General features: G+C 54.0%; 14 protein-coding genes. 3 read left to right on the top strand and 11 right to left on the bottom strand.

Translation table 11 applies throughout. The annotated features are described in order from the left end of the window. Positions 1-77: 77 nt before the first annotated feature. Positions 78-911 (top strand): nuclease-related domain-containing protein, encoded by an 834-nt coding sequence (locus ABD028_RS21210; RefSeq protein WP_343847379.1) that lies wholly within the window; start codon positions 78-80, stop codon positions 909-911. Between the two features lie 204 nt (positions 912-1,115). On the opposite strand, the gene ABD028_RS21205 is transcribed toward ABD028_RS21210, so the two are convergent. From ABD028_RS21205 to ABD028_RS21160, 10 genes are all read right to left on the bottom strand, one after another. Then, entirely contained in the window at positions 1,116-1,652 is a 537-nt protein-coding gene (locus ABD028_RS21205) for an RES family NAD+ phosphorylase (protein ID WP_343847378.1), read from the bottom strand. Then, on the bottom strand, positions 1,649-2,026 hold the full coding sequence (locus ABD028_RS21200; RefSeq protein WP_343847377.1) for a hypothetical protein: 378 nt from the start codon (positions 2,024-2,026) through the stop codon (positions 1,649-1,651). Before ABD028_RS21200 ends, ABD028_RS21205 begins: the two co-directional genes overlap by 4 nt. A gap of 554 nt (positions 2,027-2,580) precedes the next feature. Then, positions 2,581-3,123, bottom strand: coding sequence for a DUF1569 domain-containing protein (locus ABD028_RS21195; protein WP_343847376.1), 543 nt, complete (start codon positions 3,121-3,123; stop codon positions 2,581-2,583). 6 nt (positions 3,124-3,129) lie between these two features. Then, positions 3,130-3,786, bottom strand: a complete 657-nt coding sequence (locus ABD028_RS21190; protein ID WP_343847375.1) for a GntR family transcriptional regulator — start codon at positions 3,784-3,786, stop codon at positions 3,130-3,132. Between the two features lie 470 nt (positions 3,787-4,256). Next, complete coding sequence (locus ABD028_RS21185; protein ID WP_343847374.1) at positions 4,257-5,711, bottom strand: aldehyde dehydrogenase family protein; 1,455 nt, start codon at positions 5,709-5,711, stop codon at positions 4,257-4,259. Position 5,712: 1 nt separating this feature from the next. Continuing rightward, the gene (locus tag ABD028_RS21180; RefSeq protein ID WP_343847373.1) at positions 5,713-7,338 is read right to left on the bottom strand and encodes a thiamine pyrophosphate-binding protein; all 1,626 of its coding nucleotides are present in this window, start codon (positions 7,336-7,338) and stop codon (positions 5,713-5,715) included. Between the two features lie 23 nt (positions 7,339-7,361). Continuing rightward, positions 7,362-8,183: an alpha/beta fold hydrolase gene (locus tag ABD028_RS21175; protein WP_343847372.1), complete on the bottom strand. Its 822-nt coding sequence runs from the start codon at positions 8,181-8,183 to the stop codon at positions 7,362-7,364. Between the two features lie 12 nt (positions 8,184-8,195). Continuing rightward, entirely contained in the window at positions 8,196-8,732 is a 537-nt protein-coding gene (locus ABD028_RS21170; RefSeq protein WP_343847371.1) for a VOC family protein, read from the bottom strand. A gap of 16 nt (positions 8,733-8,748) precedes the next feature. Further along, positions 8,749-9,687, bottom strand: coding sequence for a fumarylacetoacetate hydrolase family protein (locus ABD028_RS21165; RefSeq protein ID WP_343847370.1), 939 nt, complete (start codon positions 9,685-9,687; stop codon positions 8,749-8,751). A gap of 161 nt (positions 9,688-9,848) precedes the next feature. Continuing rightward, complete coding sequence (locus tag ABD028_RS21160; RefSeq protein ID WP_343847369.1) at positions 9,849-10,673, bottom strand: sulfite exporter TauE/SafE family protein; 825 nt, start codon at positions 10,671-10,673, stop codon at positions 9,849-9,851. Between the two features lie 112 nt (positions 10,674-10,785). On the opposite strand from ABD028_RS21160, the gene ABD028_RS21155 reads away from it, so the two are divergent. After that, positions 10,786-11,457, top strand: a complete 672-nt coding sequence (locus tag ABD028_RS21155) for a malonic semialdehyde reductase (protein WP_343847368.1) — start codon at positions 10,786-10,788, stop codon at positions 11,455-11,457. Positions 11,458-11,506: 49 nt separating this feature from the next. Here ABD028_RS21155 and ABD028_RS21150 read toward each other — a convergent pair whose 3' ends face one another. After that, a complete protein-coding gene (locus ABD028_RS21150; RefSeq protein ID WP_343847367.1) occupies positions 11,507-12,286 on the bottom strand; it encodes a glutathione S-transferase family protein in 780 nt (259 codons plus the stop codon). 181 nt (positions 12,287-12,467) lie between these two features. On the opposite strand from ABD028_RS21150, the gene ABD028_RS21145 reads away from it, so the two are divergent. Continuing rightward, positions 12,468-15,122, top strand: a complete 2,655-nt coding sequence (locus ABD028_RS21145; protein WP_343847366.1) for a TonB-dependent receptor plug domain-containing protein — start codon at positions 12,468-12,470, stop codon at positions 15,120-15,122. The last annotated feature ends 14 nt before the right edge of the window (positions 15,123-15,136 follow it).

Below are 15,136 nucleotides of genomic sequence, written 5' to 3'. Positions count from 1 at the left end.
TAAGAACCAGGAACAGTGCAGGAATGGATACCATGTCAGAACTTTGGTCTTTTTCGATTAGCGTTGGCGTAGTGATTGTGGCATTGAGTGCCACGTTAGCTCCAATGTATATATTGATTAGACAACGTGAGAAAAACCTTCGCCTTCCAATAGATAGGGAACAGCTGCTACGACTCCCTGGTTATGGCTTGCAAGAGGAACTTCGAGACAAGCAGTTTGCGATACTTGGTTATCTGGTGTTCGGCTTGTATATAGTTCTTAGCCCTTTTGCTTTCGTCTCGATTCAAACACATATCAAAGCAGGTAACTTTCCTTACTTGTTGTGTATTACAGCAATAAGTGGCTTGCTTTTCGTCGCATTCAAAACTGTTCGGAATTTTAATCAACTAACCAAACTACGCCTGGGCCATGCCGCAGAGCTGGCCACCGCTGCAGAGCTGATGCTTCTCCAAGCGCAGGGCTATCAAATCTTTCATGATATTCAGGCAGATAAATTTAATATCGATCACTTGGCCATTGGGCCTAACGGCGTATTTGCCATAGAAACTAAGGGCAGACATAAGCGCACGGAAGATAGCAAAGAGAGCCATAAAATGGCGTTTAAAGACGGCAAGCTGGTGTTTCCATCCTGGACAGAATCAGACCCCATCGATCAGGCCGTTCGCCAAGCGAAATGGGCAACACAGTGGCTGTCAAAAGCCAGTGGGGTAAACATTACCGCTGTACCTGTGTTGGTTTTTCCTGGTTGGTATATCAATCTGCAATCCCGTCCACCCTTCCCTATTCTCAACCATAAGCAGTTGGCAACCACCTTGCCACGTTCTGGCAATACCCAACTAAGCCAGGAGCAAATCAATGCCATTTGCTATCAAGTCGCCCAACGTTCCGTACAGGGACCGCCCCCCAAATAGCCCTTATCGCCTTTCTTGCTTCGTGGTTTTCGTGCCCTTCGTGGTCAATAACTTTTCAAAATCAGCCCGTATCACCACGAAGAAGATACTTTTCACCGCAGAGCCGCAGAGGTCACGGAGAAGAGCAGGAGATCTCTTAATCCAGGGCCTTGAAATCTCAGCGTTCTCTGCGTCTCGGCGGTGAATATTAGAAGGCTTTTCGCTCTACTCCAAGGTAAATCTGTCGCCAAAGATTTTCTTCAGGCGGCCATCCGGATCATAGAGCCTGACCTGGCTGGCATCCCATCGGTAAATCACCAGGTTGACGCCAGATTTCATGGTATAAGATGGCACCAGAATGCCGTTGGCCAGGTTTTCTTCCACAACCATACGGGCCAACAACTGCCCCCGGGATTGCAGCTTCTTTACCTGCAGAATGCGCCAGTTCTGTTTAAAAAACTCATCATCTTGTGAAAAATCCAATACCCGGGGCAGCTCAACCTGATAGCTACATAGCGTAAAAGGCTCTATCAAGCCGGAGGCCGTGGGTTTAACCACTTCGCTGTAGGCCGTCATCAGGTCACAGGCGGTATAAAACGCGTCCAGGCCTTTGGGATTAAAACGCCCACCGGTTAAGGCGGCACCTGCTGTACTAAGGGGGCTGAATGACCACAGCGGATTGTGGACACGAAACACCACCTGTTTACATGGTTTGGCGGGGAGCTTGCTGTTTAACAGTTTCCTTACTGCCGGGATTGTCATTCAAAGCCGCCAAGTTCCTTGGAGGTAATAAAGTCCTGCACTGCAGATACGCCGTCATTTCCATACAGCTTAATGGTCTCGGCGGCGGTCAGGCCATCTAATGATGGAATGGGTTTGCCGACATACCAGGCCCAGGCCTCCAGGTCGGAATCAAACCATGGGCGCACTCTGGTCAGAATGGCTTTAACGTCTACTAAGCGGGTTTGTACTTTCGGACTGCTTAACCTGACTTGCTTGGTTAGCGACTGCATGGGGATATCCATATACCTGGACAATTGCTCAACCGTAACACCAATCCCCTCAGCCAGGGCTCTGGGATTCACCAAACCCGCTGAACTCACTGCAGCCGTATTGCTTGTTGAATCTGCATGCATCAGTATCGACCTGTTTTTGACTGGCTATTAGGTCATATATTAGTCTTTTCTGTGCTTTTATCCACAGATTCTGTGCAATCGCCTTTCACGCTGTATAGCCCCTGGATATTTACCACAGAGGCACAGAGGGCACGAAGAAAGACAGGAGCGCGATAAAGACCAACCACGAAAGTCCGTTCCTCTCGCAAAGACGCAGTGACTAAACCTTCAGATCCTCAGTGCTCTCCGTGCCTCTGTGGTTATCTATAATTTTTGTTCAGATCAATTTCACCACAGAGGCACAAAGGGCACAGAGAAAAGCAGGAGATTCCTCATCTATGTCCTTGAAAAAATAAGAATTCTGTAGCGCAGTGACGGTGAATATTGCCTTTTACCCCTTCGTGTTCTTCGTGACCTTCGTGGTCAATAGCATTTCAAAGAAAACAGCTCATATCACCACGAAGAAAAGAAGCATCACGAAGAGAAAACTTCTCGCAGTAAAACCTTTAACCACTCCGTGATCTCTGTGTCTCTGTGGTTATTGGTATTTTGAATTAATACGTTTTCACCACAGACTAAGCACCAGCGCCCTGCACTTCTTCCAGGTGATTATAAAAGTGCATAACATGCGCCACTTCGTAATCCGCCTTACTCAGTTCGCCATAAGCAAAATGCGGCGCCAGCGGCCCCTGGTGGGCCTGAAACGTCAGCATGGCCTGGCGGAAGCGGCGAATGGCGCTGTTTACCTCGCCTTGCGCGGCAATGGTCGGCGCACCGGGAATAGGTTCACTCAGGCTGTGGGCCATTTCGCCCCTGGCGCTAAATACCGCAAAGGCGGCTTTACCCAGGGTATGTTTAAACACCGGGGATTTATGTTCTGGAAAACCGCTAAGGGAATATTCAATGCTTTGCGCACAGTGGCTGAAGATTTGAAACAGGTTCCAGTCACCCGTCGCAGATAACTGCTGGGGTTGCAGGCTGTCCAGTTTGGCCAGCGCCAGTTCCATACTCAGTTGCTCACGGCTAACCTGCTCTGAGCTTAACCAAAGGCCGCCACCCGCGGCAGCCAGGGCACCAGTGCCAAGCAGGGAACGCTGAATAAATTGCCGACGGTTCATACTAGATCACAGCGGCTTCTGGCTCATCAGATAATCGATAGTGCCCAGGCTGGTATTGGAAATATGGTTGCGCATGGCGTCGAAGGCTTTGTCGCGGTCGCCGGCGATAATGGCTTCAACCAGTTCGCCATGTTCACGGAAGGATGCTTCCAGACGATTACGTTTTTCAAATAACCAGGGCTGGCGATACAGGCTTAAACGCTTACGCAGCTTGGCAATGGTTTCCAGCAGGGTTTTATTACGTGAGCCTTGATGAATGGCGGTATGGATTTGGTTATTGAGTTCGGCAAAGCGCTCCACATCTTCGCTGTGTACCGCTTCTTCCGACAACTGATGCATACGCTGAATTTGCTTGCGTTCCACGGCGGTCATACGCTCGGCACTCAGGCGTGCGCATAAGGCTTCCAGCTCTTGCAGGGCTTCGTACATATCGCTGAGCTGATCAATATCCAGCTCAATCACTGTGACCCCTTTATGGGCTTTGCTTTCCACCAGGCCGCTGGTGTGCAGCAGGCGAAAGGCTTCGCGAATCGGGGTGCGGGATACGCCGAATTGATTGGCAATTTCCTGCTCTTCCAACTTTTGTCCGGGTTTGATCTCGCCGGAGATGATTTGCGCAGACAGTTGGTTATAAATTTTGTCAGAGATAGTCAGAGTGGACATTCCTATTGCTTCAAACGCAGCCAAACTGCGGCCAGTTTAAAAGATATCCCTTAAGTTTCAAGCGATATATACACAGACATTTTATTGTGTACACGCCCTCTTATCATTGAACACAGAAAGCCCTCTCGCAAAGCCGCCGAGTACGCAAAGAAAAGCTCGCAGAGGAATAATATCTTCAATCTCTCCATGCCCTTTGTCCTCTGCGCTCTCCGCGAGAAAAGACACAAGCCCTCTCGCAAAGGCGCCGAGTGCGCAAAGAAAAGCTCGCAGAGGAATAACCTTTCAATCTCTCCGTGCCCTTTGTCCTCTGCGCTCTCCGCGAGAAAAGACACAAGCCCTCTCGCAAAAGCCGCCGAGTGCGCAAAGAAAAGCTCGCAGAGGAATAACCTTTCAATCTCTCCGTGCCCTCTGTCCTCTGCGCCCTCTGCGAGAGTATTCCGTATTTTTCGTGTCTTTCGTGGTTAAGCCCTTTAATCAAGGTCGAGTTGCATGCACATGACTTTGGTCTGGCTCATTTCCCGTACCGCGAATTTCACCCCCTCGCGCCCCAGGCTGCCGCGCTTGGCCCCACCAAAAGGCATCGCATCCAAGCGGTAATCGGTGGAATCGTTAACCATCACACCGGCCACATCCAGTTCGCGGCTGACTTTCATGGCGGTATTTAAATTACTGGTAAACACCGCGCCATGAATAGAAAACTCAGCACTGTTAGCCTGGGCCAGAGCCTGGTCCAAATCATCAAAGGCAAACAAACTCACCACCGGGCCAAAGGCTTCCTGACACACCAGCCGGTCGGTGTCTTTGAGGTTATCCAAGGCGGTGGGATAGTAACAGGCACCATCGCGCTTGCCGCCCACCAGCAAATTGGCACCGTTGGCCACCGCCTGTTCAACCCATTGCTCAATGCGTATGGCTTCGCGCTCGTTGATCATGGGGCCAATATCGGTGTCATCCAACAGCTGGCTACCCACTTTCAGCCTGGCGGTTTGTTCGACAAAGGCCTGTTTAAAGGCCCCGTATAGACTGCGCTGAATATAAATGCGCTGCACGCCGATGCAGTTTTGCCCCACCGCCCAGTAAGCGCCAGACACGCAGGCTTCCACAGCCTTTTGCAGATTGCAGTCATCCATTACCAACACCGGGCTGTTAGCCCCCAGTTCCATGGCCAGCTTTTTAATCCCGGCGTTTTTGGCAATGATTTCTGCCGAGGCTTCGCCGCCGGTGTAGGTCACCATCGCCACATCTTTATGGCCCACCAGGGCCTGGGCGAATTCCCGTGCATAGCCGGTCAGCACATTCACCTGGCCTGGCGGCAGACCACTTTCGAGCAGGGCCTGCACCAGCATTAATGCCGATAAGGGGGCCTGCTGCGACGGTTTCAGCACCACCGCATTGCCAGCGGCCAGGGCCGGGCCCAATTTGTGGGCGGCCAGGTTTAACGGGTCATTAAAGGGCGTAATGGCGGCAATCACCCCCAATGGCACTTGGTCGTAATAACCAATGCGCTGTTCGCCACCGGCAAAACTGTCGAAACGCAGGGTCTCGCCGCATAGCCTGGTGGCTTCCTCGGCCGACAGATTCAGGGTATTGACGCAGCGGCGCACTTCCTTACGGGCGGCCTGTATCGGTTTGCCGGTTTCCAGCGCGATAGTCCGGGCAAAATCCTCCAGCCGCTGCTGCACCAGATTAGCCGCGCCTTTTAACCAGGCGGCGCGCTCGGCACTGGGCACAAAGCGGTGTTTCTCAAACGCCTGTCTGGCACTTTTCACCGCCTGCAGCACATGGCGGTCGTCAGCACAGGACACTTCGCTAATCACCTCGTTATTAAAGGGATTGTGGATCTGCATACTGGCGCTACTGGCCAGCCACTGACCGTTGATCAGCAAGCTGGCCGCGGCACTTGGGTACTTGATGGCGGCCTGCATATCAGGGTTTGTCCTTACGCAGTACCAGGCCGTCGTACTCTCGGGAATTTAAGATGGCCTCAACAATCACCGGCCCCTGCATGGCAAAGGCTTTTTCCAGCGCCTGGGCGTATTCCTGTTTATCAAAGGCTTTTAGCACCGGCGCACCAAAGATATTGTCACCACCTATGGTGCCACGCTCACGAATTGGCGTGCCGTAAATGGGGTTGTGCTTCTTCTCCTGCTTAATGCGGATCAGTGCCAGGTCATTGTCGGTAAACAGCACATAAACAATATTCAGCTTTTCCCTGACGGCCACCGCCAGTTCGCCAGCGGTCATTAAAAAGCCGCCGTCACCCACCACTGAACAGACCGGGGTGTCGGGTTTACATAGCTTGGCAGCAATAGCCGACGGAATAGCAAAGCCCATGGCTGACCAACCGTTGGTCATAATTTGCAGACCGGCTTTAGGCGTGGGCCACTTTTGCCCAATCAGGTGAATATGCGCGCCCACATCGCAGGTCATAATGCCGTGTTGCGGGAACTTGTCGCGTAAAATGTCCAGCGCCGCACAAGGGCCGAAGGCGTCATTGGCTGGCGACATACGGGCAAACATCTCGGCCTTGCGCTGGGCCAGTGCATTCAGATCCCAGTTTTTCGCAGCGCAGTCACTGGCCAGCAGATATTCCACCGAATGCTTAATATTGCCCAGCACGTCACAGGCCAGAGTATATTTGCTGGTGTCCAGGTCGGTGGCAGCAATATCCAGGCTGACCAGCGGCGCGTTGGGGATCCAGTCTTCGTAGTTAAACTCCACTTCGTCGTAGCCAATGCTGACCACCAAATCGGCCTGCTGATGGGTTTGCCCCACCACATCACTCAGGGCATGGAACAGCACCCCGGCATAGCATGGATGGGATTCGGCCAGCATGCCTTTGGCCATAGGGTTTAATACCACTGGCACCTGGAATTTTTCGGCCAGGGCGATGACCTGCTCCTGCACGCCGCTGGTGATGGCGCGCATGCCCAGTGCAATCACGGGTTTGTCGGCCTGCACAAACAATTCGCGCATTTTGTCCAGCAGCACCTGGGCGGCGGGCTCGGCAATTTTCACCGGAATCGGCTTGGCACTTTCGGCCACCGCTGGCAGGGCACTCATCCCCACAGGCAGGCCAATATGCACCGGCCCTGGTACACCAGACATGGCTACATGGGCTGCATCAAAGATGATTTCGCGCACCCGCTCGGCTTCCAGGCGGGTGGTTTTTTTGGTGATGGGGGCAAACAGCGCCTGATGATCAATGGCCATTTGCACTATGCGGCCGCGTTTGGCGGCAGGCATTTCGTCGGTCAGGGCAATCATTGGCGAGCGGTCCAGATAGGCACTGCCCACGCCGGTGGCCAGGTTAGTCGCGCCCGGCCCGAAAGTGCCGAAACACACCCCAGGTACGCCGGTAATACGGCCACAAACATCTGCCATAAAGGCGGCCCCCCCCTCATGGGTGGCCAGCACAAATTCAATGCCGTCTGTGGTGCGCAGGGCTTCCATGTAGTCGACCCAGCCCCCGCTGGGTACGCCGAAGACATGTTTGACGCCCAGCTCCTTGAGCGCATCGACGACCTGTTGAGCTACGGTTTTATTAGTCATAATAGGGTACCCGTTAATAGTGATTATGCATGAATATAGCCCGCGCTGTTGCTATGCGCAGCGGCACTGGGGGCGAGCCCGGCCATCTGCAGAAAGCTCAGCAGGCTGTCGTTAAATTCCACCGGCTTTTCAAAAAAGGCCGAGTGGCCGCAGGCGTCAAACTCCACCAGAAAGGAACCTTCCACCTGCTCCTGCACCAGACGAATGGCCTCAATGGGGAACAAAATATCGTCCTGCCCGGCCAGAAACATCACGGCAAAACCCAGCTTGCCCAAGGTGGCCGGATCCACTTTTGTGGCGGCATATTCACCGCCAAGGTTACTGCGATCGGTGCGGTTAAAACTGTTGAATTGCCGGTATAGCAAGCTTTGCTCGGGATTGGCCTGGCGAAAGGCATTGCCCAGTACCCGTTGCAACTGGTCCAGATCGGCGGTGTCGGCGCGGGCTTTGTCCATAATGGCGGCGACCTCGGGGCTTTCCTGTAAAGCATGCAGGGAGTCGGCTATCACCAGCCCGGCGACCCGCTCGGGATACTGGCTGGCAAACTGAATGGCGGTGCCGCCGCCCATGGACTGGCCAACCAGGGCAACTTTGTGCAGTTGCAGATGGTTAAGCAAGGCCAGCAGGTCGCTGACAAAACCGCTACGCCCCAGTTTGGCCTTATCGCTGGAATTGCCAAAACCACGATGGTCAAAGGTGATCACCTGATAGGCTTTGGCCAATACCGCCACCTGCATGTACCAACTGGCATGGTTGCCGCCCAAGCCATGGGCCAGCACCACAGGCTCGCCCTGACCATGGACTTCGTAATAAAAGTTGTCTTGTGCAATCTGAATAAAGGGCATGGTGCGTCTCCTTTATTGGTCTTTGTTGATAATGGCCTTGATCCGCGCAGGCGGCTCAACCACAAAATTTTCCAGGCTCCACTGGTCAAAGGTGCCCATTTCTGAGCCGGGCCACACCGATGCGGTATAAGGCGCCTGCTCTGAGATTTGCAGCATGTCGGAATAAAACTCCACATTGTTGCCGTCCGGGTCCTTAAACACGATAAAGGTATTGTCGCCGGGGCCATGGCGGCCTATACCACGGTCAATTTCGATGCCACGGTCTAACAGCATCTGCGTGATTTTTTTAATTTCTTCAATGCTTTCAACATGATAAGAAAAGTGCTCAACACGGGACTGGGCCGGATCCTGCCTATCAATCTGGTCGGCAGGCAACTGCAGTAAGGCCAGATCATGATGGTCCTGCCCGGCACGCAGAAACACCATACGGTCGTCTATCCAGTCCGATACGGTCAGGCCGACCACGTCCTGATAAAACTGCACCGAGCGTTGAATATCCTGCACTTTGAGCACCAGATGGCCCAGTTTGGTTGGCTTGGGTTGGTACATGTTGCCCTCCTGTGGGTCAGAGCACTTCGGCTCTGACGGTATTTTTAATACTGCCCACGCCCGCGGCGCTGGCTTCCAATACGTCGCCCGGCTTCAGGAACAAACCGATGCCCTTGCCCACTCCGGCTGGGGTGCCGGTCATAATCAAGTCGCCGGGGCGTAGGGTTAAAATGCCGGACAGGTATTCAATCTGTTCAAATACGTTCCAGATCAGCTCGCTGGTATTGCCGTCCTGCATTTGCTTACCGTTCAAAAACAGCGACAGCTTGACCTGATGTGGGTCGGTAATAGCTTGCTTAGGCACAAACACCGGCCCCATGGGGCAGAAGGTGTCCCAGCTTTTGCCGCGAAACCAGTCGTGCTTAAAGGGGTAGTCGCTGCGACGATTCAGATCGCGGGCAGAAATATCATTCACCACGGTATAACCGGCAATATAGTCCAGCGCGTCGGCCGCCTTTACCCGGCGGGCGGTTTTACCTATCACCACACCCAGTTCCACTTCCCAGTCCAGTTGCTGGGTTTCCGGTGGCAGAATTACATCACTGTGCGTACCGGTCACCGAGGTGGTGGCCTTCATAAACACATAGGGCGAACTGTCCGGCTTGGCAGCCAGAATGGTGTTCATCTCGGCGGCATGCTCGTGATAGTTAGACGCCGTACCAAAAATGGTGGTGGGACGAAACGGCGCCAACAGCTGAATATCGTCGGCCAGCGCTGCCAGTTTGCCTTGCTCGGCCAGACTATCTACCTGCTCGGCCAGATCCTGCAACTCTGTGCGGGTTTGCTGCCAATGGCAAATGGCTTCGGTGGTACTTTGCAACCACAGTGGTTTGCTCTGCTGGCCCGGGTGCACGGCGTCGAAACAGGCGGCCAGGTCGAAAAATTGACCGCGAATCTGCAGCGCTGCGCGCTCTGCCCCTTGTTGTTGGTATGTAGCTAATGCAAATGTTGTCATGTTCTGTTCTCTTATTCTGGCCCGTCACAGGCGGGCGATGAAACTTGTTGCGCCCACTTTGCTGCGCTTAGCAGTGAATTTCGACTAATTAAATTGCCGCCAGCTATATATAAAAACTTATATCTACACCAGCACACCTAGGCCTTTTGGTTATGGCTGGGTCAGGCCAACAGGGTGCGATACAGCATGCGACCCGCCACCAGTAACAGGAAGAAACCAAACAACATGCTTAAATGGCGTTTGGCCAACCTGTGCGCGAGCCTGGCGCCAAAGGGCGCCACCACTACAGTGACCGGCGCAATCAAAGCCACGCCGATTAAATTGATATAACCGAGGCTGGCTGGCGGCAGCCGGCTGTCGCCCCAGCCGGAAATGGCAAAGCCCACCGCGCCCGGCAAGCTGATCAGCAAGCCAAACAGCGCAGCCGTACCCACAGCCCGGTGAATGGGCTGACTCATCAGAGTTAACACCGGCACACTAAGCGTTCCGCCACCTATGCCCATCATGCTGGACAAACCGCCAATGGCCAGCGGCGGAAATGGCGCAGCCAGTCCTCTGGGTACATCGCGGCTAAGGGTCAGGCCATCCAGGGGCAGCAGCATTTTCAGCGCCACGATAAGCGCCACCACCCCGAACAGCGCAGCCAATACCTGGCTGTCCACATAGGCCGCGCCCACTGCCCCCAGCAGTGACCCCATTAGCACTCCCGGCCCCCAGACCTTGGCCAAAGCCAGATCCACCGCCCCTTTGGCGTGGTGAGCACGGGTGGACGAAACAGAAGTGAAAATAATGCAGGTCAGCGACGTGGCGACGGCCACATGCATGCGAATGGCCGGGTCGATGCCGTATATCCCCAGCGCTGTATCCAACACAGGCACAATCACAATACCGCCGCCCACACCCAGCAAACCGGCCAGCAGTCCGGCAACCACACCTGTGGCCAGCATCATGGCGGCCAGTGGCAGTAAAGCGTCAATTATCTCCATAGCATCAGATCTCTAAATTCAACTTGGTATACTTTGATATAGTTATTGTATACATTAAATCTAGATTGCACTCAGATCTAGTAATTTTTTTCATCAAGCCAAAGGACAACCTATGAATTCTGCTTCTTTCAGCCCCGCACAAAAACAAGCCATTCAGCAGGCCCAGGCCGCTGCAGACAAGTTACGTGCAGAGTTTGAGCCCCTCAGCCAGAAGGCGCTGGACCAGATTTTGTGTCAGGCACGCAGCCACAATGGCTGGCTGGACAAAGCCGTTGCCGAGCCAACCCTGAGACAGCTGTATGAGATTGTGAAAATGGGCTCCACCAGTATGAACAGTTGCCCGGCCCGTTTTGTGTTTGTGCAGACCGAGGCTGGCAAAGAAAAACTCAGAGGCTGCCTGGCCCCGCTGAATGTGGACAAAGTGCTGAGCGCGCCGGTCACGGTGATAATTGGCCAGGATCTGGCGTTTTATCAGAAGATGGATAAGTTGTTTGCCCACAATCCCGGGGCCAGGCAAATGCTGGCAGATAACCCCAAGGTCGCCGAAACCACCGCGTTCAGAAACGCCACCTTGCAGGGCGCCTACCTGATGATTGCTGCCCGCGCGCTGGGACTGGACGTTGGCCCGATGTCCGGCTTTAATAATCAGGCCTGCGACCAGGCATTTTTTGCCGGCACCAGCATTCGCAGCAACTTTCTTTGTAGTCTGGGCTATGGCGACAGCAGCAAGCTTTTCCAGCGCTTGCCGCGTCTGGACTTTGACGAGGCCTGCCAGTTACTCTGACAGGGCTCGCCAACGGCGGCGTGCTACAGCAACAGACCAGGCCGCTGGACTAAAGCCCTTGTTGCGCCAGCAGGCTACCCAGTTTAGCCAGGTCTTCGGCGCGCGGCGCTGGCATGCGGAACTGCGCCGGACAGGCCGCCAGGCTGAATGTCGGGCGCGCCCTGACCCGCTCAATCCACCCGGCCAGTGCTGGCTTGTTGCGCCAGATAAAGTCAAACCCCAGTCTGTCGATTCTGTCCAGCAGCGCCATACTGGCGATATCCGCCAAAGAAAAACCGTTACCTGCCAGCCATAAGGTTTGCTGTAATCTTTGCTCCATTAAGGCCGCGACTTCATACAGCTTTTCGATGCTGGTCAGTACCGCCTGATAGTCCACCGGCGTGTCCACCAGGTTCTGAAACGCCTGTGCCCTGGCCGGTTGTGGATGATGGCGAATCAGCGCCTGCACATCCTGCTGACTCATGCCCATAAAGCGCTGCCTGATCATCAGTTGAAATGACGCCACCCGCAATGTTGGGTGAATCACCTCATCAAAGTAACCACACCAGCTACGCATACTGTCCCTTAGCTCTATCCGCTCTGATACCAGACTGGGTTGAAAGGCCTGATCAAGGTACTCGTTGATATGGCTGGACTCGCAAATAACCTGTTGGTTATGCACCAGTGTGGGTACCACACCGGCAGGATTTAACGCCAGATAGGCCGGGCGCAGATGTTCAAAGTCTCTGAGCGACACCCGACGGCTCTGCCATGCCAACTGTTTTTCTGCCAGGCAGGCCCTGACCTTAAACGACATCAGTGAATCCCACTCGTGATAGAGCGCCAGCATAAGCTTCCCCTTGTTGAACTGGTTGTAGATAACAAGCCACATTGTATACATACAAATATTAATGTATTTATTTTGATCTAAAATATATACAAATAATTAACATTGAATTATATGTAAAAAAGGTGAACACAAAACAAACAGTCTCAAACAACCACACTGCAACGAGAACGAGGAGACGGGAATGACACGACACACCACCAACATAGGCTTCTGCACCGGTTGCCTGCTGTCAGGGCTGACCAGCCAAGGCCTGATGGCACAGGACGCACCAGTTGCACAGGACAGGAAAGTCGAACAAATTGTCGTCACAGGGTCTTTTATCAAAGGCAGGGAACAAGGTAACAGCGCTTCCCCGATTGCCATTATTGGCGAAGATGATTTAACCAATATCGGTGCCACCAGCGTATCGGATCTGGTCAACACCCTGACGGTGAACACCGGGGCACAGGTATACTCCGACAGTTTCGAACAGGCCCGCTCGGCGGGTACCACCAATATCAATCTGCGAGGCTTAGGCGTCACTTCCACCCTGGTGCTGTTAAATGGCCAGCGCCACACCCTGTCACCGGCGGTGACCGAAGCCGGCGACCAGTTTGTCGACCTGAGTACCCTGGTCCCTGCCATTGCGGTGGAGCGGGTGGAAATACTTAAAGACGGTGCATCATCTTTGTATGGCTCAGACGCGGTAGCCGGGGTGGTGAACTTTATTACCCGTTCCAGCTTTGAAGGCTTTGAGCTGGACGCCAATTACCAACACAACAAATACGGTTCGGATGAAGTAAGTCTGGGCGCCATTGTGGGCGCGGCCGGTGACCGCAGCAATGTGATGCTGGCGGTAAACTATCTGACCCGCAGCAACGTGCCCAATGCTGCGCGACGGGATGACTATGCCGACAACCAGGACTCCTGGAGTGGCTATGGTTTTCCCGGCAAGGTGATTGCGTTTGATGGCCCGCCCGGACCGCCGATTAAGTTAATTGACCCCAGTTGCCTGGACGGCAGTGCCTTTGCAAAATACCCAGGTCTGGTGCGCCGCAATCCGGACGGTGCCGTGCCCAGCGACGGGGCCTGTGAGCTGAACTATGGCTACTACGGCGACATTATTGCTGCCGCCGAGCAAACCCAGGCCATGGCACAGGCCAGCTTTGACCTGACAGACAACACGCAGCTATTCAGTGAAGTGGCGGTGGCCCGCAATAAAACCACCATTAACTCCGTCCCCAGTCAGCCACAGTTGGATGAAGTGCGGGTTCCGGCCTTTCACCCGGATGCCATTGAGGTGGGTGGCACAAACCCCTTCCCCGGCAGCGCGTCGAACAGCGGCGTGCTGTTTATTCGCCCGCTTGGCGCCGGCTCTGAGCCCAATGTGGACGACAAACTCTATCAAAGCTGGCGCTACCAGTTAGGTATCAAAGGCGATCTGGCTAACTACTGGAGCTGGAAAGCCACCTGGAGTAAAAGCGTGAATGAGGCCGAAAATGCCCGCAAGGACGTGATTACCGATAATCTGCAGGCGGCGCTTAATGGCCAGGGTGGCCCAGACGGTGATGCCTTCTATTATTGGTTGTCCAGCAGTCAGGATAAAAATAGCGCAGAAATGTATGACTTTATCTTCGGCGAATTCGGCTATCAGGCTGAATCCAGCCAGACGGTATTTGATGCCCATGTGACCGGTGATTTGTTCGAACTGTCGGCCGGTGCGGTGGGAGCCGCCTTTGGTGTACAACACCGCACAGACAAACTGACATACGACTTTAATGAGCTGTCTAACGATCTGGTGTTTAACTTTTTCGGCGGCGGCGAAGACTTCAGCGGTGAACAGAAAGTGTGGGCGGTATTTGCCGAGTTCTCTATTCCTCTGACTTATGATCTGACCATGCAAACCGCACTGCGCTATGAGAATTTTGACATTGCCAGTACCACGGACCCGAAAGTCGCGCTGCTATGGACACCCAGCCAGGATTTCAGCCTGCGGGCCAGCTATGGCACCTCGTTCAGGGTGGCCACCGTGTTTCAGAACGACTCACAGTTTATTACCCCGCAGACCGCTAATGACCCGTTGGCCGGCGGCAACGAGGTGAGCTTTATTTCCCTGCTGACCGGTGACCCGGACCGTCCGCTGAAGCCGCAAGAATCTGAGGCGGTGAACTTAGGGCTGAGCTGGACCATGGCCGACAATCTGACCCTGAATCTGGATTACTGGCGCTTTGACTATAAAAACTTTATCACCCCCGAATCCGCAGCGGCACTGCTGGCGGTGGACCCCACCAATAGCCAGATAGAACGCGGTCCGGGCGGTGAAGCAGTGAAGATCACCACCTACTACCGCAATGCCGGGTCGGTAAAAACCGATGGTGTGGACTTCAGCCTGTTTACCGATGTGGATCTTGGTGACTGGGGCAATCTGCGCCCGGTATTAGATGGCACTTATCTGCTTAGCTACGATTTGGATGACCCGCTACTTGGCCCTATTGATGGCCTGGGTAATGTAAATGATGAGAACTTTGGTGTGTCTACCGTGGAACTGCGCGCCAATCTGGGCTTGCTGTGGAGTCACGGCAAGCACAGCGGCAATCTGTATCTTCGCCATATCGGCGACTACCAGAATGACAACGAAGACAACGCCAAAGTGGCCAGCTGGACCAAGGTAGATCTGCAATACAGCTACCAGATGGACCCGCTGTTTGACCAGGATCAGGGCCCGCGTTTAACGCTGGGCGCCCTTAATTTGTTTGACCGCGCTGCGCCTACGGTGCGCAATTCACTGGGGTATGACGCCACAGTGCATGATCCACGCGGGCAAATGTTGTATTTGAATATTAAACAACACTTCTGATCCAGGCTGTTGTT

Origin of the sequence: Bowmanella denitrificans, assembly GCF_039522935.1 — a bacterium.
In the GTDB taxonomy this organism is placed as follows: domain Bacteria; phylum Pseudomonadota; class Gammaproteobacteria; order Enterobacterales; family Alteromonadaceae; genus Bowmanella; species Bowmanella denitrificans.
The sequence above is the reverse complement of the archived record's forward strand: the minus strand, read 5'-3'. Positions and strand labels throughout refer to the sequence as shown.